17 protein-coding genes are annotated in these 19,469 nt (G+C 57.6%); 13 read left to right on the top strand and 4 right to left on the bottom strand.

Annotated elements, in window-relative coordinates:
• Positions 1–31 precede the first annotated feature (31 nt).
• The 6 genes from RBB76_RS25300 to RBB76_RS25325 all read left to right on the top strand — a co-directional run bounded on the left by RBB76_RS25300 (position 32) and on the right by RBB76_RS25325 (position 7,838).
• Positions 32–2,284 (top strand): GumC family protein, encoded by a 2,253-nt coding sequence (locus RBB76_RS25300; protein WP_429633924.1) that lies wholly within the window; start codon positions 32–34, stop codon positions 2,282–2,284.
• On the top strand, positions 2,281–3,375 hold the full coding sequence (locus tag RBB76_RS25305) for a polysaccharide biosynthesis/export family protein (protein WP_429633926.1): 1,095 nt from the start codon (positions 2,281–2,283) through the stop codon (positions 3,373–3,375). Before RBB76_RS25300 ends, RBB76_RS25305 begins: the two co-directional genes overlap by 4 nt.
• A 43-nt stretch (positions 3,376–3,418) precedes the next feature.
• On the top strand, positions 3,419–4,672 hold the full coding sequence (locus RBB76_RS25310; RefSeq protein ID WP_429633928.1) for a glycosyltransferase family 4 protein: 1,254 nt from the start codon (positions 3,419–3,421) through the stop codon (positions 4,670–4,672).
• A gap of 18 nt (positions 4,673–4,690) precedes the next feature.
• Entirely contained in the window at positions 4,691–5,950 is a 1,260-nt protein-coding gene (locus RBB76_RS25315; RefSeq protein WP_429633930.1) for a glycosyltransferase family 4 protein, read from the top strand.
• A gap of 73 nt (positions 5,951–6,023) precedes the next feature.
• The gene (locus RBB76_RS25320) at positions 6,024–7,199 is read left to right on the top strand and encodes a glycosyltransferase (protein ID WP_429633932.1); all 1,176 of its coding nucleotides are present in this window, start codon (positions 6,024–6,026) and stop codon (positions 7,197–7,199) included.
• Between the two features lie 12 nt (positions 7,200–7,211).
• Entirely contained in the window at positions 7,212–7,838 is a 627-nt protein-coding gene (locus RBB76_RS25325; RefSeq protein ID WP_429633934.1) for a putative colanic acid biosynthesis acetyltransferase, read from the top strand.
• A 79-nt stretch (positions 7,839–7,917) separates the two neighbouring features.
• Here RBB76_RS25325 and RBB76_RS25330 read toward each other — a convergent pair whose 3' ends face one another.
• Positions 7,918–8,301: a response regulator gene (locus tag RBB76_RS25330; protein ID WP_183980255.1), complete on the bottom strand. Its 384-nt coding sequence runs from the start codon at positions 8,299–8,301 to the stop codon at positions 7,918–7,920.
• A 167-nt stretch (positions 8,302–8,468) separates the two neighbouring features.
• Between RBB76_RS25330 and RBB76_RS25335 the strand changes: the two genes are divergently transcribed.
• Both RBB76_RS25335 and RBB76_RS25340 read left to right on the top strand, forming a co-directional pair.
• Positions 8,469–9,821, top strand: coding sequence for a nitrate/sulfonate/bicarbonate ABC transporter ATP-binding protein (locus RBB76_RS25335; RefSeq protein ID WP_429633936.1), 1,353 nt, complete (start codon positions 8,469–8,471; stop codon positions 9,819–9,821).
• The gene (locus RBB76_RS25340; RefSeq protein WP_429633938.1) at positions 9,818–11,605 is read left to right on the top strand and encodes an ABC transporter permease; all 1,788 of its coding nucleotides are present in this window, start codon (positions 9,818–9,820) and stop codon (positions 11,603–11,605) included. Before RBB76_RS25335 ends, RBB76_RS25340 begins: the two co-directional genes overlap by 4 nt.
• Here the strand turns inward: RBB76_RS25340 and RBB76_RS25345 are convergent.
• A complete protein-coding gene (locus RBB76_RS25345) occupies positions 11,587–12,138 on the bottom strand; it encodes an AI-2E family transporter (RefSeq protein WP_429633940.1) in 552 nt (183 codons plus the stop codon). The genes RBB76_RS25340 and RBB76_RS25345 overlap by 19 nt on opposite strands.
• Before the next feature lie 106 nt (positions 12,139–12,244).
• On the opposite strand from RBB76_RS25345, the gene RBB76_RS25350 reads away from it, so the two are divergent.
• The 3 genes from RBB76_RS25350 to RBB76_RS25360 all read left to right on the top strand — a co-directional run bounded on the left by RBB76_RS25350 (position 12,245) and on the right by RBB76_RS25360 (position 15,509).
• A complete protein-coding gene (locus RBB76_RS25350) occupies positions 12,245–13,609 on the top strand; it encodes an alpha-amylase domain-containing protein (RefSeq protein ID WP_429633942.1) in 1,365 nt (454 codons plus the stop codon).
• A 371-nt stretch (positions 13,610–13,980) separates the two neighbouring features.
• Positions 13,981–14,679 carry a phosphoribosylformylglycinamidine synthase subunit PurQ gene (purQ, locus tag RBB76_RS25355; RefSeq protein ID WP_429633944.1) on the top strand — a complete coding sequence of 233 codons (699 nt, stop codon included), beginning with the start codon at positions 13,981–13,983 and terminating at the stop codon, positions 14,677–14,679.
• A gap of 38 nt (positions 14,680–14,717) precedes the next feature.
• Positions 14,718–15,509 carry a tyrosine-protein phosphatase gene (locus RBB76_RS25360; protein ID WP_429633946.1) on the top strand — a complete coding sequence of 264 codons (792 nt, stop codon included), beginning with the start codon at positions 14,718–14,720 and terminating at the stop codon, positions 15,507–15,509.
• Positions 15,510–15,518: 9 nt separating this feature from the next.
• Here RBB76_RS25360 and RBB76_RS25365 read toward each other — a convergent pair whose 3' ends face one another.
• On the bottom strand, positions 15,519–16,247 hold the full coding sequence (locus tag RBB76_RS25365; RefSeq protein ID WP_429633948.1) for an SDR family NAD(P)-dependent oxidoreductase: 729 nt from the start codon (positions 16,245–16,247) through the stop codon (positions 15,519–15,521).
• 20 nt (positions 16,248–16,267) lie between these two features.
• Positions 16,268–16,837, bottom strand: a complete 570-nt coding sequence (locus RBB76_RS25370; RefSeq protein ID WP_429633950.1) for a carboxypeptidase-like regulatory domain-containing protein — start codon at positions 16,835–16,837, stop codon at positions 16,268–16,270.
• Positions 16,838–17,143: 306 nt separating this feature from the next.
• On the opposite strand from RBB76_RS25370, the gene RBB76_RS25375 reads away from it, so the two are divergent.
• Together RBB76_RS25375 and groL are read left to right on the top strand one after the other, a co-directional pair.
• On the top strand, positions 17,144–17,443 hold the full coding sequence (locus tag RBB76_RS25375) for a co-chaperone GroES (RefSeq protein ID WP_020713919.1): 300 nt from the start codon (positions 17,144–17,146) through the stop codon (positions 17,441–17,443).
• Between the two features lie 102 nt (positions 17,444–17,545).
• Complete coding sequence (gene groL / locus RBB76_RS25380; protein ID WP_429633952.1) at positions 17,546–19,219, top strand: chaperonin GroEL; 1,674 nt, start codon at positions 17,546–17,548, stop codon at positions 19,217–19,219.
• The last annotated feature ends 250 nt before the right edge of the window (positions 19,220–19,469 follow it).

A 19,469-nucleotide genomic window follows, 5' to 3' on the forward strand; every position in this document is an offset into this window, starting at 1 on the left:
CCGGAAGGTCCGCTCGGGTAGACTAGAGCGAATGGGTTCTAAAAATACGCAGCCGCCGCTTGTGGGTGTTCCGGAAACGAACCAGGCAGGGTTCAGTACTACGGTTACAGATACTACGCTGTCTGAAGCACTGATTGTGCTGCGGAAACGCAAGCTGATCGTGATAGTTGCGGTATTGCTTGGGCTGGCGTACGGCATCTTCAAGGCAGAATCCCAACCAAAGCTCTATGAATCCTATGGGCGCATTCAAGTGCGGTCCGGCTCGTCGAATGAATACCGGGTGAGCACGGTCCAGTACGGCGGCGATTCCAGCACGAAACTGTTGAGCGAGATCGAGATCCTGAAGAGCGATTCGCTGATGTTGACTGTGTGCCGTGAGATGGACCTGGCCAACAACGCGGACTTTCTGGAGAAGAAGGGCCCTCTCGAGCATGCGAGTCTGGATGATGGCGAAACCAGGCAGGCTACGGTCCATCGACTCCAGAGTAACCTGCACGTCACCATCGTTCCGAAGACTGACATCATTCGCATCAGCTATAGCAGCCTGAATGCGAAGCTCTCTGCCGATATCGTCAACAAGGTGATCTCGGACTATGTTCAGCGAAGCTATCAGACGCGATTTGAGTCCTCGCAGCGCGCCTCCGTGTGGCTTTCGGGCACGCTTGAGGGCCTGAAGCAGGAGGTCGAGTCATCGCAGGAACAGATGATGGACATGCAGCGTCGGCTCGGCATCCTGGGATTCGACCCGACCCACAATCAGATCAGCGCTTCGCTCGACGCACTTGCCCAGGCGGCCGGTGCGGCGAAGCTGCAACGCATCATCGCCGAAGCCCGCTATCGGGTGGTAAGTGGAATGGATCCGAACACGATCGAAGGCACGATCGAGTTGACTCCAGGAACGGCGCCGGGAGAGCTCAACATGCTGCGTGGACAGCTCGCCGGAGCCAAAGCAAACTACGCAACGCTCGAGTCTTCGCTAGGGCCGAATCATCCGCAGGCCAAAGCCGTCAAGGCGCAGATCGACGAGTACGTCAAAGAGATCGACGAAGAGCAGAACCGACTGATCACACAGGCGAAGCAGACCTACGTCATCGCGAAGGCGAATGAAGACCAGACGACCGCGGCGCTCGAAGCTCAGAAGACCGATGCCTATAAGCTGCGCGACCAGTTGGTGGAGTACACCTTGCGGCAGCGCGAGTACGAGGCCAACCGAACCCTCTATGACAGCCTGCAGCAGCGACTGCGGACTGCAAGCGTACAGTCAGGACTTGAGTCGCTGGAGGTAGATGTTGTCGATCAGGCGCTGCCTCCGGCCGAGCCTCAGCTGCGGCCGCAGTCGACGGTGATCCTCACAGCTCTCGTCTTCGGTCTCCTGGCAGGCATTGTGGCAGCCTTCCTGATGGAAAGCCTGGACACGGGCCTGCGGAGCATCGCGGAGATCGAAAGCATTACGGAGTTGCCGTCACTCGCCATCATTCCGCGAGCGCGCAGGTCGTCGGTGGATCAGGCCGCGACGCTCAGTACGGCACAACGAAATGTGGGTATTCTGACCCAGCCAAAGTCGCAGTTTGCAGAAGCGTTCCGTTCCCTGCGAACCTCGCTGTTACTCTCCAATACCGGACATCCACCGAAGTACATCGTTCTGACCAGTGCCACGCCCTCGGAAGGAAAGACGACGGCGGCGAGCAACCTTGCTGCGATCATGGCGCAACGGGACACACGCGTTCTGCTGATCGATGGAGACCTTCGCCGGCCCAATATCCATCATCGGTTCGGGTTGAACGGGAAGATCGGGTTGACGACCGTATTGACCGGCGCAACCAAACTGGAGGAGACGGTTCAGAGAGTGCCCGAGATTCCCAACCTCGACATTCTACCGAGTGGACCTGTTCCGCCATTCCCTACCGAGATGCTGAGTTCGGAGGCGATGGAGACCATTCTCAAGCGCTGTGGAGAGCTGTACGACTATATCGTGATCGACTCTCCGCCAATCCTCTCCGTAACCGATGGCGTGATTCTGGCGCGCCAGGCGGACGCCGTTGTGCTGGTCGTACGCCATGGCAAATCGAGCAAGCATGTGGTGCGTCGAGCACGAGATCTGCTGCTGCGTTCCGGGGCAGCGATTACGGGAATCGTGCTGAATGCAGTTGATCTGAATTCGCCCGAGTACTACGGCTACTACGGCTACTCGGGTTACTCCTACTCCAGTGTGGATTCGGACAGCTGGGAGTCGCAGACTGTCCCCCACGAAGACCACACCAACGTCGGGGAGACGAAGCGATGAGACAGAAACAAGAAGGCCTCCGAACTGGCGCAAGCAAGCTTGTGAATCAGGTCGTCTGGCGCAGGGTATGGTTTGCTTCAATCGCTCTTCTGCTGATCGTCGTCTCCGCACGCCAGGCGGAGGCGCAGTTCAGCGGGCCTGCACTTGGGATCTCGAGCGAGGTAAATCCCCCCATCACGATAACGACCGATCCGGCAATTCTGTTTCCTGGGCCCCGGGACATCTATCTGGGAACGGGAGATGTGCTATCCGTGCATATCTTCGGAAACACGGACTACAGCCCGGTGGTGCGGGTCGGTCTCGATGGCACCGTTCAGCTACCTCTGATTGGCAATTTGATGGTGGACAATCTGACGGTACATCAGACTCAGGATCTGATCGCACAAAAACTCAAAGCGGCAGGCATGTATCGCGACCCTCAGGTGTCGGTTCAGCTCACGGATTCTCCAAACCAGATCGTCACTGTCCTGGGAGAGTTGCACGGGATTGTGCCCGTGATCGGCGAACGTCGCCTGTTCGATGTGCTGGCGGCCGTTGGCGCGGGTGGCGGAGCCGGAGGCGGAGGCGCGGTTGGGGCAACGACGGTTGTCGTCGGAGGCGGCGGACTGCCATCAACAGCAAGCCACGTGCTTACGATCAATCGCTACGGCATGGCGCAGCCGATCATTATCGACCTCGGAACCGACCCTGCAAAGAGCGCGCTGATAAATATTCCCATCTTTCCGCGCGACACGATTATTGTGCCTCGGGTTGGCGTCGTGTATCTGCTGGGCGCCTTCAAGACACAGGGCGCCATTCCGCTGCAGCAGAACTCCCCAATCACTCTGATGAAGATAGCGGCGCTGGCAGGCGGGCCTGGCTGGGAAGGCAGATTCAACGATCTCAGGATTATTCGCACGACGGGCACGACCCGACAGGTGGTCAAAGTCGACATCTCGAAGGTGATTAACGGCAAGGCACCTGATCCTGTCCTGCTAGCCGAAGACATAGTATTCCTGCCGACCAATCCGATGAAGGCGGCTATCAAGAGCGGCGGTATCTCAACGTTGTTGGGTATTGCTTCTATTCTTATTCTCGCCATTCAGCAGTAGACATCGCGTCACCGGGCTGGTTTTGCACGAGAACCGAAAACATATGGATTTACCACCGTCAAGGGTTGGCATCGGGTTGAAGAATAAGGTGAGGCTGGCCTATCTGGTGAGCCACCCGATCCAGTATCAGGCTCCGCTGCTGCGCCGCATCGCGCAGGAGCCTGACATCGATCTGACCGTGTTCTTCGGCTCAGACTTTTCGGTCCGCAGCTACCAGGATGAAGGCTTCGGCGTTGAGGTGAAGTGGGACGTGCCGTTGCTCGACGGCTACCGTCATAAGTTTCTGCCGGTAATTCGTGACGATGGCACGCAGACGATGACGACTCCTATGAACTACGGCATCTTCAGCGAGCTTCGCGGCCGCAACGGTGAGCCCGGCTACGATCTGCTTTGGACGCACGGCTACAACATGGTCAATGCACTCCATGGAATGCTGGCCGCCAAAGCGCTGGGGATTCCGGTGCTGGTAAGAGCGGAATCGTGGCTGCGCGACCGTCCGCGAAGCGGGCCAAAACTTCTTCTAAAAAAGATGTTCTTTCAGTTCTTGAAAAACATGGTGGCCGGAGTTTTCCCCGTTGGAACGATGAACGCAGAGTACTGGCGCCACTATCTTGGCGACGATGTACCGTTCTTTCTGATGCCATACGCAGTCGACAATGAATACTTCCAGCAGCGAAGCCGCGAAGCGGTTGCAAGGCGCGACGAGCTGCGAACAGAGCTTAGGCTCGAAGCGGCAAGGCCGGTCATTCTGTTTGCTTCGAAGCTGCAAAAACGCAAGCACTGTATCGATCTACTGGATGCCTACGAGCGTCTGATCAACGACGAGACGGACCATCCACATCCTTACCTGCTCATCGTTGGCGACGGTGAGGAACGAGCTGCTCTGGAAGAGAGGGCGAAGGCGAAGGGATTGACTGACGTTAGATTCTGCGGCTTTCGCAATCAGTCAGAGCTGCCAAGGTTCTTCGATCTTTCAAGCGTGTTTGTATTGCCTTCGCGTCATGAGCCCTGGGGGCTGGTCGTAAATGAGGCGATGAACGCGGGCCGCGCTGTGATCCTGTCTGACGATATTGGCTGTCAGCCAGACCTTGTAACCGACGGCGTGGAAGGATGCGTGTTTCCGGTCGGCGATGTGAACGCGTTGACTGAGGCGCTGCGCCGCGTGCTTGCTACACCTGAAACCGCGGAACAGATGGGCCGGCATGCGCTCGATCGCATTAACGCATGGAGCTTTGAAGAGGACATTCTGGCGCTTCGCCAAGCGATCGCTCAGCTGACACGTAAGATCGTTGCTTAGAATGGGCCGCCAACCTCCATGACATCTCTCGACCAAAGCCGGCAAGGCAACACGAAGAGAGTGAGGGTGGCGTACCTGGTGAGCCATCCGATTCAGTACCAGGCTCCCTTGCTGCGAAGGATCGCGCAGGAGCCCGACATTGATCTGACGGTCTTCTTTGGATCGAATTTCTCCGTTCAGGAGTACGTCGACAAGGGCTTTGGTGTGGACGTGAAGTGGGATGTGCCGCTACTCGATGGGTATCGTCATGAGTTTCTACCTTCGATCTGGGATAAGCGAAGGACCAGCCCGACCGCGCAGTTGAACTACGGCATCTTCAGCCGGCTGCGTGGAAGCAAAGAGGCAGACGGATTCGACGTGCTCTGGGTACATGGGTACTCGACGTTGAATACGCTGCAGGCAATGGTGATCTCGAAGGCGCTAGGGATTCCGGTGCTGCTCCGTGCGGAGTCGCGGCTGGGAAAAAAACAGAGTGGCACGCTGAAGCAGGTGACGAAGAGTTTGTTCTTTAGTGGATTGAAGCAGCTGGTCGACGCCGTGTTGCCGATTGGGAGTGCGAATGCCGGATACTGGCGCCACTTTCTGGGAGAGGACCTCCCGCAGTTCCTGATGCCGTATGCCGTAGACAACGATTATTTTCAGAGCCGCAGCTGCGAGGCTGCTTCTCGACGCGAGGCTCTGCGCCAAGAGCTCGGCCTCGATCCATCCCGTCCGGTCATTCTGTTTGCTTCGAAGCTGCAAGGACGGAAGCGATGCGGAGACCTGTTAGAGGCCTATCTCGACCTTTGTTCTGAAATTGAGAACGAGCCAGACGGGCCAGTTCCCTACCTCGTCATCGTGGGGGATGGGGTTGAGCGCACCGCTCTCGAGAGACGTGCCAAAGAGAGCGGAGTCAGCGGAGTTCGATTTTGCGGTTTTCGCAATCAATCGGAGTTGCCACGATTCTTCGATCTTGCGACCGTCTTCGTTTTGCCCTCGCAGAACGAGCCCTGGGGGTTGATCGTGAACGAGGCCATAAACTCCGGACGAGCCGTGATCCTCTCGGATGACGTGGGCTGCCAGCCGGATCTGGTAACCGACGGCGTTGAGGGTTGTGTGTTTCCGGTCGGCGATGTGAAGGCGCTGACGGATGCCTTGCGAAGAGTTCTAACGGAGCCTGGGACTGCAGACGCCATGGGACAACGCGGGCTGAAGAGAATCTCTGGATGGGATTATGAGCAGGATATGATCGGGCTTCGACAGGCAATCGCGTTCGTGACAAGGAGGTTGTCGACGTAACTACCACTTAAGTTCGCACAGCATGGGAGGATAACCTCTGCTGCTATGCTTAAGTGTCGATAGTCGAAGATTTATGCGGATTCTGCACATCATTGGAACACTGAACCCCGCGGCGGGCGGCCCTACGGAGTCGGTTCGGGTTCTGCTCAGCTATGGCCCGATCGGCTATACCGGCGAGGTGGTCACGCTGGACGATCCGTCTGCACCTTATCTGAACGATATCGGATTTCCGGTTCATGCTCTCGGTCCGGTGCGTACCACCTATGGCTTCAACTCAAAGCTGTTGCCCTGGCTGCGCGAAAATCGTCACCGCTTTGACGGTGTGGTGGTGAACGGACTTTGGCAATACTGCGGCTATGCTGCTTGGCGTACGCTGGCGGGCAACACGCCCTACGTGGTGTTCACCCACGGCATGCTCGATCCCTACTTCAAACACGCGTTTCCGCTGAAGCATATCAAGAAGTGGCTGTACTGGATTCCGGCGGAGTACTGGATTCTGCGCGGAGCGTACCGCGTGCTGTTTACATCGAAGGCGGAGAAGCGGCTCGCGGAGCAAAGCTTCTGGCTGCATCGCTGGAATGGTTATGTGGTGCCGTACGGTGCGAGCGGTCCGACAGGCGATCCCGAGGTGCAGAAGCGGGCTTTTTTTGCGAAGTGCCCTGAGGCCAAAGGCAAGAGATATCTCCTATTCCTTGGGCGTATTCATCGCAAGAAGGGCTGCGACATGCTGATCGACGCGTTCGCGAAGGTCGCAGCCGATGACCCCGACCTTTACCTGGTGATGGCGGGACCGGACCAGCAGCAGTGGAGCTCGAAGTTGAAGCAGACGGCCGCGAACCTGGGGATCAAAGACCGCGTCTTCTGGCCCGGCATGGTGACTGGAGATGCGAAGTGGGGAGCGTTTTACGGGTCGGAGGCTTTCATCCTACCTTCGCACCAGGAGAACTTCGGGATTGCGGTTGCCGAGGCTCTGGCTTGCGGAAAGCCTGTTCTGCTGGCCGATAAAGTTAATATCGCGGAAGAGATTGCTGAGGACGGCGCGGGGTTGATGGAGCTTGACACCCCCGATGGTACGTTGAGGCTGCTTAAGGGTTGGATTGGTATGACGGTTGCCGAACGTCAGCGCATGGCTGAGCTGGCATATCAGTGCTTCCATCGCCGCTATGACATGCGCGAGAATGCGAAGGCGATCATCCGATTATTTGGAACAGCTACAGTACTTACCCCCACCCCGGTCGAAGCCGAGTAGGAAAGAGTCCTCATGCCGAAGCAGATTCACTACAACGCGGCTGAGCATATTTCGGCGGAGACAGCCGCAGACCCCTATCTGCGTCCGGCGTTTTCGTTGCAGGACAGACTGAGGCGGCTGAACTGGAATCTGTGTTGGGCAATTTTGTATAGAACGTCACCACGACCGTTACATTCCTGGCGTGCGTTTCTTCTGCGTCTCTTCGGTGCGACGATGGGGCCGAACTGTCACTTCTATCCGCGTTCGAAGGTTTGGGCCCCGTGGAATCTCATCTGTGCCGAACAAGTGACGGCTGGAGACGGCGCCGAGATCTACAATCCCGCTCCTGTCACTCTGGGTTCGCACGCGATTCTGTCTCAGGACGCGTATGTTTGCGCGGCGACCCATGACTATGACGACCCGGCGTTTCCTCTGATTGCCTATGCGATGCAGATCGGGGCGTACGCGTGGGTGTGTGCGAGAGCGTCGGTGGCGCCTGGGGTCAATGTGGGTGAGGGAGCGGTCCTCGGGCTGGGATCGGTTGCGACGCGAACTCTCGAGCCCTGGACGGTGTATGCGGGAGTGCCTGCTGTCAAAGTAAAGGAGCGGCGTCAGTTTCCTGTTGCTTCTTCCACCCCTTCGATCCACGAGCAACGGTAACCGATTATTTTGGAGCAAAAGAAAGCAGGACCGACGCGGTCCCGCTGCTTTCGTCGTTTCTTGTCACGCGGCCGAAGAGCTAGCCGCGCAACTTTGCCAGAAGATCGGTAGGGTGGACGGGCTTCGCGAGGATTTCAAACTCGTGCCCTTGCGCGCGAGCCTTTTCGAGCAGATCCGCAGTAGCGGCCTGGCCTGAAAAGAGCAGGATTTTACAACTCGGCAGCTTGCTGCGGGTGATGATTGCTGCTTCGATGCCGGTCATACCGGTCATGATGACGTCGCTGATGAGCATGTCGGGTTTGAAGCTCTCGAGCGACTCGACGGCCTTTTCCCCGCTGAAGACTGCGCGAGCTTCGAAGCCTGCCTGATTGAGAATTATTGCCAGAGTATTCGCAATCACCTGCTCGTCGTCAGCGACCAGCACCTTGGGCTTGGGTGTTGCGGTAGAGGTTAAATCTGCCATGCTAAGTTTCCCCAAAAGTAGAAGGTTCAAGGTTCAGTTTTAAATTGACGTACGCAGGCGGCAGATTGATATTTCGCCCACCCAGTAATGATACGCTGAGCGCAGAGGTGGTTGTCGGCCAAACCGCCACAAATTCCCACAAGCGCTCCCGGTCCTACCAAATTCCTATGCAGACAGCCATCATACGTGCCGAACGCGTCGAAAAATACTACGCGCAACCAAGCGAGAATCGCATTCAGGTGATCTCGCCTACTGACCTGTCGATCGGTGCGGGCGAGATCGTTGCATTACTTGGGCCGTCAGGCTCTGGAAAATCTACTCTTCTGCGAATGTTGACCGGTCTGTCGACGCCTTCTGCCGGAGAAGTTTATTGGCACGAGAAGCCAATTGCAACGGCGAGTGTGAACGTCTCCATCGTGTTTCAAAGCTTCGCTCTTTTTCCGTGGCTCACCGTGCTCGAGAACGTCGAAGCGCCGCTGAAGGCCCTTGGCATGGAGCCGGCAGAGCGCCGAAAGCGCAGCCTCAAGATCCTCGACACCGTTGGTCTCGACGGCTTCCAGGCCGCTTATCCGAAGGAGCTGTCTGGCGGCATGCGCCAACGTGTCGGCTTTGCGCGAGCGCTGGTCGTCGAGCCTGAAGTATTGTTCATGGATGAGCCGTTCTCTGCTTTGGACGTGTTGACGGCAGAGAATCTGCGCAGCGAACTGCTGGAGCTCTGGCAAAACAAAACGATTCCGACACAAGCAATCTTCATCGTTACACATAACATCGAAGAGGCGGTTTTGCTGGCCGATCGCATCATCGTGCTCGGACGAAACCCCGGCCACGTGCGGACCGACTTCCGGGTCGCGATTCCGCATCCACGTGACCGAAAGGCCACCGCCTTCACGCAGCTGGTCGACTACATCTACAAGGTGCTGACGCAGCCGGACGCGCAGCCACCCGCGCTACCGCAGACCTCGACCGGAAAGCCCGTACGCGATCAAAGGCAGATGCACTACCAGATGCTTCCCCACGCGCGGCCCGGTGGAATTGCCGGTTTGCTCGAACTGGTGCTCGACCACAACGGCAAGGACGACATCTACCGCCTCGCCGACGATCTCGCCTTCCAAATCGACGACCTCCTACCCATCGTCGACGCCGCACAACTACTTGGCTTCCTTACGGTTACAGAAGGCGACGCCGCCATCACTTCCACCGGCGCCGAATATGCGAACTCAGAGATCCTGCGACAAAAGGAACTCTTTCGCAACGCTGCGGTGGAGAACGTTCTGCTCCTGCGTCAGATTGTGCGCGCGATCGAGTCCAAGAGCGACCGCAGCGTACCCGAGGAGTTCTTCCACGACATGCTCGACGAGCAGTTCAGCGAAGACGAGACTCTGCGTCAGTTGGAGACGGCCATCAACTGGGGCCGCTACGCAGAGCTCTTCGACTTCGATGCTTCGCGGCGGCGCTTCATTCAGTCCGAGAAGCTGCATCACGACGCGGACGCAAGCTCTACCGCGGAGATCGATGCATGATGAAGTTTCCGGATAGCTTCAGCAACATCCCAGGCCGGGAGACGCTCGCGCGATCGCAGGTATTGCAGCGCAGCTGGCCCGTATTTCTCGACCTCTGCGTTGCGGGAATCGGCCTGGCTTGTTTCTACGGCGTCGTCGTGATTGCACGCTACTGGTTCGGGCATCCCGAGCCGGAGATCGCAATCTCACTGAGCCCACGCGCGCTGCCGCTGTACGCGTTTTATTCCGTCGTAAGAATCTTTCTCGCGTACCTGCTGAGCCTGATCTTCGCCGTCGGCTACGGCTACATCGCGGCATACAGCAAGCGCGTCGAGCCGCTGATGATCGCAGGACTCGACATCCTGCAGTCGATTCCAGTGCTCAGCTTTCTGCCCGGCGTCATGCTTGCGATGGTGGCACTCTTTCCCACGCGGCAGATAGGCGTCGAGATGGGCGCGATTGTGCTGATCTTCACCGGCCAGGTTTGGAACATGGCCTTCAGCTTCTACTCGTCGATCAAGAGCATTCCGAGAGAGCTGACTGAAGCCGCAAGCATCTATAAGTTTTCGCGCTTACAAAAGTTAATCCAGTTAGAGCTTCCCTACGCTGCCATTGGCCTCGTTTGGAACTCGATGGTTTCTGTTGCCGGCGGTTGGTTCTTCCTCATGGCCTGCGAGATGTTCGTGCTGGGGACGCGCGACTTCCGCCTTCCGGGACTGGGATCGTACCTGCAGACCGCCGCTGGAACAGGAAACTACACAGCGATCACCTGGGGATTGTTGACGATGATTGCAATCATCGTCGCCACCGATCAGCTCGTCTGGCGACCCGTGATTGCTTGGAGCGACAAGTTCAAATTCGAACAGGTAGAGAGCGCATCGCGTGTGCACTCGCCGATGCTTCACCTGTTCCAGCACTCTCGCGCGCTGCAAAGCTTAGGGCGGAATACTCTCGTTCCATTGGAGGAGATTCTCTATCGGCGGCTCGCAGAAAAGCGTGTCGATGGTCCCGCCCCCGCGCCAAAGGCGGATCGCGGAGCGACAAAGAACGGAATCGTATCCAAGATACTGCGTGGTCTTGTCGTACTAGTTGCCACGGTTGCGGTTCTTTACGCAGCCTGGCAGGCGTTGGCACTGCTGCGTGAGGTGCATGGGAGCCAGTTCGTCGGCATTCTGAAGGGCGCGGCAGCCACCTTTCTACGAGTGAATGTATCCCTCATTCTCGCGGCTGCTTGGACGATTCCAGCCGGCGTTGCGATTGGATTTCATCCTCGACTTGCGCGAATCGCTCAGCCCATCGCGCAGATTGCAGCGTCCGTTCCCGCCACCGCGCTCTTTCCCGTCCTCCTCCTTGCTCTTATCCGCATCGGCGGCGGCATGAACATCGGCTCCATTGCACTGATGCTGCTTGGAACGCAGTGGTACATCCTGTTCAACGTGATCGCGGGTGCGATGGCGATCCCCTCCGACCTCAAAGAAGTCGCAACGCTCTTCCACTTCACCACCATTCAGAAGTGGAAGACCGTAATCTTGCCTGGAATCTTTCCGTTTCTGGTCACAGGCATGGTAACGGCATCGGGCGGCGCGTGGAATGCGAGCATCATCGCCGAGTACTTCCGGCTGAAGAATCAAACGCTGCAGACGGTCGGGCTTGGAGCAACCATCAGCGCGGCGACAGACAGCGGACAGTTTCAAATTCTGCTGCTGGCAACCATCGTGATGGCGATCATGGTAGTTACGATCAATCGGCTGGTGTGGCGGCCGCTCTATCGGCTGGCTGAGACTCGTTACAAACTCGGCGGCTGAGCGCCGGGTGGCTGAACGCTTGGTGGCGGAATGCTGGGCGGCTGAGCACCCGGAAACGAAGGCGGCGGCGGTGGTTTGCGAAAGGCAAAGACGACGGCCAGTAGAGGCGGCGCAAGCAACACTCCCCAGAACGGGATGAGGATGCCCAGCACGATTGGTCCGAGGAATGCAGCCCACCATGGAACCTTCGTCGTTCGATGAAGAACATAGGGACCGATCACAAGACCTTCAAGGATGACGATCAAGCCGTAGAGGCCGAGGACCAGACCGAGGCGCCACTCATCGTGACCGCTGAAAGCTACCGCAAGGACTGGGCCGATCAGCGCGATCATGCCGCCGAAGGTTGGGATGATCTGAAGGATGCCGCCGAGAATCGCCCAGAACGGAGCGAACGGAACACGGATCAGCTCGAGGCCAATCAGCCAGAGCACTCCTACGATGAGTGCATCGAGCGTCGCGGCGCGCCACCAACTGAGCAGTGCTCCGCCGGCTGTCTTCAGATGGGTGGTCGTGTTGCTGTTTCGGATGTCCATACCAACCTGACCGTCCTTAGGCGCATCTGACCTGCTGAAGCAGAACTATAAACCAAGCCCTTCATTCGATGCGGACATTGCTGGTGCGATGGAGACGCTCGCGCGAATGGGCAAACAATGGAGCACTATCAAGATGGCTGTCATGATGCAGGCGTTTTATTGGGACGCCCCCAAACACGAAAAAAAAGAGGGCGAATGGTGGAACTTCATCGCCGAAAAAGTGGAAGACCTAAGCAAAGCTGGATTCAACGCGCTTTGGTTGCCGCCGGTCTCGAAGGCCTCCGACCATACCTCCGTCGGCTACGACCCATATGACTACTTTGACCTGGGCGACTTCGACCAGAAGGGCGGAGTGAAGACCTTGTACGGCAATCGTGCTGAGTTGGAGGCGCTGATTGCCAAAGCTCACAAGAACGGTATCGGCCTGTATGCGGACATGGTCATCAACCACAACTCCGGCGCCGACGAGGAAGAGGTCAATCCGCTGGATGGTCAGAAACGGTGGACGAAGTTCAACCCAAAGAGCGGCAAGTTTCCCCGCGATTGGAACTGCTTTCATCCCAGCCGCTATGAACAGGTGATGATCGAAGGCGAGAACTTCGCGGGCTTCCCGCACCTCTGCCATCGCAACCCCGTCGTCTACACGGCGATGTTCGAATACGCTCGCTTTTTGATTGAGGAGCTTGGCTTTGACGGCTTCCGATTCGATTTCGTGAAGGGCTTCGGGGCATGGATGATCGGCCTGCTATCGAAGTATCGCTACGTCAAAGACGGCAAAGACTTCACGCCTTACGTCGTTGGGGAGATGTGGTCGGGCTCCGACGATATCGATGGATGGCTCGATAAAGTGAACAAGATCACGGACAATCAGATCGCAGCCTTCGACTTCCCTCTTCGCTACAAGCTGAAGGATGTCTGCGACAAACCGAACTACGATCTGCGAAACCTGACTGACGACGGCGCCGTCGTAATGAAGCGGCCGATGAACGCCGCCACATTTGTCGACAATCACGATATGGGCGACAACGCGATCGTCAACGACAAGATGATGGCCTACTCATTCATCATGGTGCACGAAGGCTACCCAAGCATCTTCTGGTACGACTACTACAACAACGAGCTGGCGCGGCCGCTGACGCCGAACGGCATCGACGCGCTGATCATAGCGCATCGCAAATACGCCGGTGGCGACTCGCAGATTCTCCACGCGGACCCCGATCTCTACATCATGCAGCGAGTTGGCTTCAAGGATGACAGCGTCGATCAACCGGGCTTGATCTATGTGCTGAACAATCTGGGAGATAAGTGGTCGGGCACCTCGGTCAAGACGAAGTGGCCTAACCAGAGGTTCGCTCCAATCGCCTGGGATGGTCACGACACCGCGCACCCGGACGAGCGGACGACGGACGCTGAGGGCAGATCCGAGTTCCCTGCTCCGCCGCGCGGCTTTGCCATCTACGCCCCGGTCTAAGGGTCACTTCGTGACGCGTATACCGGCTTCGCCACGGGCCTCCCGTTGGTCGACGAAAGATATCTCATCGCGACCAACGGGAGCGCCAACCGAAGGGGTACACAAGTCACGAAGTGACCGCCCCGCGCGCAGCGGGCCTGTCCAAAAATAAACTTTAAAAACATGGCGTATTTTTAGAACCCGAAAAACGTCGTGCTAAAAGACCACGTCAGCCATGCAAAAGACCACCTTCTCACCAGCAAAAAACAATCATTTTGCACGGTGGAAAACGCCAAACCCCCTGTAAAACCGCACTCACCACCACAACCATAATTTTTTCCAGGTTCGCACCCGTTTTCAAGCTCTCGGGTGGCGAATGCTATCGTTAAAGTATGAAATTTGGCGTTTTGGTCTTCCCCGGGTCCAACTGCGACCACGACACCCACCATGTGGTCGAGGCGATCGCGCACCATCCCGCAACCTACCTCTGGCATGCCTCCGAAGACCTCCAGGGCTGCGACGCCATCCTCGTTCCCGGCGGATTTGCCTATGGCGACTACTTGAGAACCGGCGCCATTGCGCGCTTTGCGCCAGTGATGCAGTCGGTCAAGAAGTTCGCGCAAAACGGCGGTCTGGTGATGGGAATCTGCAACGGATTTCAGATTCTGTGCGAGGCAGGCCTGCTACCGGGAGCGCTGATGCGCAATGCCAGCCAGCATTACATCTGCAAGCAAACATTTCTGCGCACCGATACCAACGACTCTCCCTTCACGCACGGCCTCTCTCGCGGACAAGTGCTGCAGATGCCGATTGGACATATGGAAGGCAACTACTTCTGCGACGCAGCCACACTGGATGCGCTGAAAAAGGAAGACCGCATCGCGTTTCGCTATGCGACGCGCGAGGGTGCGGTGACGGCTCAGGCGAATCCGAATGGGTCGCTCGAGAATATCGCGGGTGTGCTCAGCGAAGGACGCAACGTGCTTGGATTGATGCCCCATCCGGACCGTTCCAGCGAAGCGCTGCTCGGCTCGGCCGATGGGCTATTGCTGTTTCAGGCGATGGCGGGGTCATTGGCTTCGGCTCGATAGAGTGCGGCCAAACTGACGTGGTGTAACCTAGCTACGCAATGATAGACATTCACCATCACCTTCTGTGGGGCATGGACGATGGTGCTTCAAGCCTCGAGACCTCGGTGGCCATGGCGAAGATGGCTGCGGCGGACGGGATCACTCATATCGTCTGTACGCCGCATTCGAACGGACAATATTTCTACGACCCTGCTGACATCGACGCAAAGATTGCTGAGTTGCAGGGCATCCTCGATCGTGACGCGGTAGGTCTGAAGCTTGGCCGTGGATGCGACTTCCATATGTCGTACGAAAACATTCAGGAAGCGAAGTCGGACCCCACCAAGTTCAGCATTAACGGGCTGGGATATCTGCTGGTCGAAGTTCCTGACTACGGCTTGCCGCGAGGCCTGACGGAGATTTTCTATCAACTGCAGCTAGCCGGACTGACGCCGATTTTGACGCACCCGGAGAGGAATCCGACGCTGCAGAGCGACGAGACCCGAGTGGCGGAGTGGCTGCAGCGTGGCGTGCTGGTGCAGGTAACGGCGGGGTCTGTTCTGGGGCGCATGGGCAAGCGCGCCGAGCGGATGGCGCATGAGCTACTGGAGAACCGGTGGGTGCATTTTCTCGCGACAGATGCGCACAACACAACTTCGCGCGTTCCGAAGATGCGGGAGGCACTCGAACTAGTAGCGAGCAAGTATGGGCCGGACTACGCGCACATGCTGTGCCTGTCCAATCCTCTGGCCGTGTTTTTGGGTAAGCCGATGCCTCCGCAGTTGGAGCCGCTGAAGCTTTACGCAGAGTACAAAGAGAAGAGCTGGTGGCGCCGGGTGCTGGGCGTTTAGGAACTGATGCTACAGGCCAAGGCCGCCGTCGACGGCGAGGAGCTGGCCGGTGATGAAGTGCGGCGCGGTTGCGAAGAAGATGGCGGCAGCAGCCACATCTTCCGCCGTGCCGTTGCGCTGCATAGGCGTCTTACGGGCCAGGTGCTCGTAGGCTTCGTCCACTTCGCCCTGAACGATCATGCCGGGGGCGATGCAGTTCACGCTGATCTCGGGGGCCCAGGCCTTGGCCATGGTCTGTGAGAGCATGTGCAGTGCAGCCTTCGAGGTGCAGTAGTGGGCATGGGTGGCCCAAGGGTGCAGGCCGCCAAGCGAACCGATGTTCAGGATCCGCCCTTTGACGGCGCGAAGATACGGGTGTGCGGCTTTGGCCATCAGAAAAGGTGCGCGGGTGTTGGTGGTGAACATCGCGTCCCATTGATCGGCAGAGATTTCTTCGAGAGCCTCGGATGCAAAGATGCCGGCGTTGTTGACGAGGAGGTCGATGCGGCCGAAGTCGTTGATGACGGTGGCGACTGTTTGCTCGATATCTTCGGGGTTGCGGAGATCGCAACGGATCGCCAGCGCATCAACGTCGCGGGCCTCGAGTGCTTGCACCGTCTGCTCGGCTTCGGTTTGGGAGGCGAGATAGGTGATCGCTACGTCCGCGCCGCGTTCGGCAAGGGCCAGGGCGATGCAACGACCGATGCGCTTGGCTGCTCCGGTTACAAGCACAGTCTTTCCTGTTAGCGGCTTGTCCATAGACTCCTTGTTGCTATCCGTTATTGCTGAGGTGTTGAGTTTGGAGTCGCGGGCTGCTGCGAAGTTGCAGGAGGACTGCTGGGCGCGGGCTTGGATGTCGGCGTGGTGGGCCTTATCGGCTCCTGGACGCCTGCTTTTCTGCTGGAGTCCTTACCCTCATTGTTGACATAAGAGGAGATCTGCTCCTTTGGGCGGACCATAGCGATGGCGATCTCCTTGGTGGGATCGGTCACCTGATACTCCTCGGCGAAGGTGGCATAACCAGGAGCGATGACCTGAACGCGAACGGTGCTGCCGGTGGGGATGACGTCGATGGTCGCTTTGCCGTCGGGGTCGGTTTTGACTTCGAGGTTGCCCTCGTCCTTGCCGTTCATTGATGAGTTGAAGACGACAGCGGCGTTCATTATGGGCTTGCCATTGGCCTTTTTGAGTACGGTGACCTCGATGTGCGAGGTAGCCGGGGGAGCCTTGTACTTGCGGCCGCGTTTTACGGGCGCGTCCTGATCCTGAGCCTTAGCTGGGAGGCAGGGTGTGAAGGCCAGGAAGAGAACGAGAAACGAGAGGGACCAGACGGTGCGACGTAACGACATGGGCCCATTTTACGACTTTTGAGCTTGGATTGTACGCATAGGCACCAGACGGGAGAGTCTGAGCGAGGCTTGCGCGAGTTTCACTCACATTTCACGTATTCAGGTTGACAACAGGAAGCGGCCTGACTATCGTTAGCAATCGGAAGGCTTGAGTGCTAACGGCTCTCTGGTTTGCTTTCGAGCCGGGCCTATGGCCAGTTCCACTCATTCATTTGCGGCGGCGGCCAGCGGTTGATGGCCGATGCTGCGCTTGACAATCGCGAACGGCTTGCCGTTCGCCAAATCGCACTAAGGAGATGCAAAGCAATGGCGACAACATCATTTACACCGCTGCACGACCGGATTCTGGTTCGGCGCATTGAAGAGGGCGAAAGCATTCGTGGCGGGATCATCATCCCGGATTCGGCAAAAGAGAAGCCGCAGCAGGGCGAGGTGATCTCCGTCGGCAAGGGCAAATCGAACGACGAAGGTAAGGTATTTCCGCTAGATGTGAAGGCTGGCGACAGCATTCTGTTCGGCAAGTATTCGGGTACCGAGATCAAGATCGACGGCGAAGAGTTGTTGATCATGCGCGAAGAAGAAGTCCTCGGCATCCTCAAGAAGTAAGCAGTTCGGGCCGTATACCGCGGCTTTGCCGCCGAATCGGCGCTTCGGGCGCCTTATTACAAACATTTCACCAGCTTTTGAGCTGGTAACAGGAGTAAGACAATGGCAAAACAGATTCTGCATGGAGAAGATTCGCGTCAGGCTATCCTGCGTGGTGTCAATATTTTGGCCGACGCAGTGAAGGTGACGCTTGGACCTAAGGGTCGCAATGTCGTTATCGAGAAGAAGTTCGGTTCGCCGACGATCACCAAGGACGGCGTGACCGTTGCCAAGGAGATCGAGCTTGCGAATGCGCTCGAGAACATGGGCGCGCAGATGGTTCGCGAAGTTGCTTCGAAGACCTCGGATGTCGCCGGCGACGGTACCACCACTGCAACCGTTCTGGCCCAGGCGATCTATCGCGAGGGTGTGAAGACGGTTGCTGCCGGTGCGAACCCGATGGCGCTGAAGCGCGGCATCGATAAGGCTGTCGAAGCCATCATCGGCAAGCGCGATGAGAATGGCGCTCCGGTTGGCGGAGAACTGAGCAAGCTTTCGAAGCCTGTCTCGGGCGATATGATCGCTCAGGTCGGGACCATCTCGGCAAACTCTGACTCGCAGATCGGCGTGATCATCGCCGAGGCGATGAAGAAGGTTGGCAAGGATGGCGTCATCACCGTGGAAGAGTCCCGCACGATGGAGACTCAGCTGGATGTCGTAGAGGGGATGCAGTTCGATCGTGGCTATCTTTCGCCTTACTTCGTAACCGATGCAGAGCGGATGGAAGTTGCCCAGGAGAATCCCTACATCCTGATCTACGAGAAGAAGATCTCGTCGATGAAGGACCTGCTGCCATTGCTCGAGCAGATTGCACGTACCGCCAAGCCCCTCGTCATCATTGCCGAGGATGTGGATGGTGAGGCGCTTGCGACTCTGGTCGTCAACAAGCTGCGTGGCACCTTGAATGTTGCTGCTGTGAAGGCTCCTGGCTTCGGCGATCGTCGCAAGGCGATGCTGCAGGATATCGCGATTCTGACCGGCGGCAAGGCGATCACGGAAGACCTCGGCATCAAGCTCGAGGGCGTCAAGATCGAAGATCTCGGCACTGCGAAGCGCGTGACAATCGACAAGGACAACACCACCATCGTTGATGGCGGCGGCAAGGATGGCGATGTCGAAGGACGCGTGAAGGAGATTCGCGCACAGATCGACAAGACCACCTCTGACTACGACCGTGAGAAGCTGCAGGAGCGTTTGGCCAAGCTGGTTGGCGGCGTTGCAGTGATCAAGGTGGGTGCGGCAACCGAGACCGAGATGAAGGAAAAGAAGGCTCGTGTCGAGGATGCGATGCATGCTACTCGCGCTGCGGTTGAGGAAGGCATCGTCCCGGGCGGCGGTGTGGCGTTCATTCGCTGCACGGCTGCAGTTGAGGCAGTGATCAAGAGCCTTGAAGGCGACGAGAAGATCGGTGCAACGATCATCCGTCGCGCGATCGAGGAGCCGTTGCGCATGATCGTCTCGAACGCGGGCGAAGAGGGCGCAGTGGTGATCGGCAAGATCCACGAATCGAAGGAGTCCAACTACGGCTACAACGCCGCGACTGGCGCCTACGAGGACCTGGTGAAGGCTGGTGTGATCGATCCGACCAAGGTGACGCGCACTGCTCTGCAGAACGCGGCTTCGATCGCTGGGTTGATGTTGACCACCGAAGCGATGATCTCGGATATCCCAGAGAAGAAGGAAGCTGGCGGCGGCGGACATCAGCATGGCGGCGGCGGCATGGACGGCATGTACTAAGAAGTTGTTTCAAGAAAAAAAGTGGAGCCCCGGTGAACCCGGGGCTTTGCTGTTTTTGTTGAGGTTTTTAGGGTGTTTTGGGAAAAACGTGGTTTCGAACGTGGTTTTTCGATGGTGACGTTGTGGTGTTTCGCATGGTAAACGTGGCGTTTTGGATGCGTATTTTTCGACGTCGAAAAATACGCCAACGGAATAGACCTTTTCTGTGGAAATTGTGATTTTTATTAACGGGAGATGGTCATTGACTAGC

It is taken from the genome of Tunturiibacter psychrotolerans (assembly GCF_051013365.1).
Taxonomy (GTDB): Bacteria; Acidobacteriota; Terriglobia; order Terriglobales; family Acidobacteriaceae; genus Edaphobacter; species Edaphobacter psychrotolerans_A.

Excerpts from the sequence above, each read along its gene's own strand:
- RBB76_RS25340 (WP_429633938.1), top strand. The coding sequence starts at position 9,818 with ATGATGAAGTTTCCGGATAGCTTCAGCAACATCCCAGGCCGGGAGACG.
- RBB76_RS25335 (WP_429633936.1), top strand. The coding sequence starts at position 8,469 with ATGCAGACAGCCATCATACGTGCCGAACGCGTCGAAAAATACTACGCG.
- RBB76_RS25375 (WP_020713919.1), top strand. The coding sequence starts at position 17,144 with ATGGCGACAACATCATTTACACCGCTGCACGACCGGATTCTGGTTCGG.
- RBB76_RS25330 (WP_183980255.1), bottom strand. The coding sequence starts at position 8,301 with ATGGCAGATTTAACCTCTACCGCAACACCCAAGCCCAAGGTGCTGGTC.
- RBB76_RS25310 (WP_429633928.1), top strand. The coding sequence starts at position 3,419 with ATGGATTTACCACCGTCAAGGGTTGGCATCGGGTTGAAGAATAAGGTG.
- RBB76_RS25350 (WP_429633942.1), top strand. The coding sequence starts at position 12,245 with ATGGGCAAACAATGGAGCACTATCAAGATGGCTGTCATGATGCAGGCG.
- RBB76_RS25320 (WP_429633932.1), top strand. The coding sequence starts at position 6,024 with ATGCGGATTCTGCACATCATTGGAACACTGAACCCCGCGGCGGGCGGC.
- RBB76_RS25300 (WP_429633924.1), top strand. The coding sequence starts at position 32 with ATGGGTTCTAAAAATACGCAGCCGCCGCTTGTGGGTGTTCCGGAAACG.
- RBB76_RS25325 (WP_429633934.1), top strand. The coding sequence starts at position 7,212 with ATGCCGAAGCAGATTCACTACAACGCGGCTGAGCATATTTCGGCGGAG.
- RBB76_RS25315 (WP_429633930.1), top strand. The coding sequence starts at position 4,691 with ATGACATCTCTCGACCAAAGCCGGCAAGGCAACACGAAGAGAGTGAGG.
- RBB76_RS25365 (WP_429633948.1), bottom strand. The coding sequence starts at position 16,247 with ATGGACAAGCCGCTAACAGGAAAGACTGTGCTTGTAACCGGAGCAGCC.
- purQ (WP_429633944.1), top strand. The coding sequence starts at position 13,981 with ATGAAATTTGGCGTTTTGGTCTTCCCCGGGTCCAACTGCGACCACGAC.
- RBB76_RS25345 (WP_429633940.1), bottom strand. The coding sequence starts at position 12,138 with ATGGACATCCGAAACAGCAACACGACCACCCATCTGAAGACAGCCGGC.
- RBB76_RS25370 (WP_429633950.1), bottom strand. The coding sequence starts at position 16,837 with ATGTCGTTACGTCGCACCGTCTGGTCCCTCTCGTTTCTCGTTCTCTTC.
- groL (WP_429633952.1), top strand. The coding sequence starts at position 17,546 with ATGGCAAAACAGATTCTGCATGGAGAAGATTCGCGTCAGGCTATCCTG.
- RBB76_RS25305 (WP_429633926.1), top strand. The coding sequence starts at position 2,281 with ATGAGACAGAAACAAGAAGGCCTCCGAACTGGCGCAAGCAAGCTTGTG.
- RBB76_RS25360 (WP_429633946.1), top strand. The coding sequence starts at position 14,718 with ATGATAGACATTCACCATCACCTTCTGTGGGGCATGGACGATGGTGCT.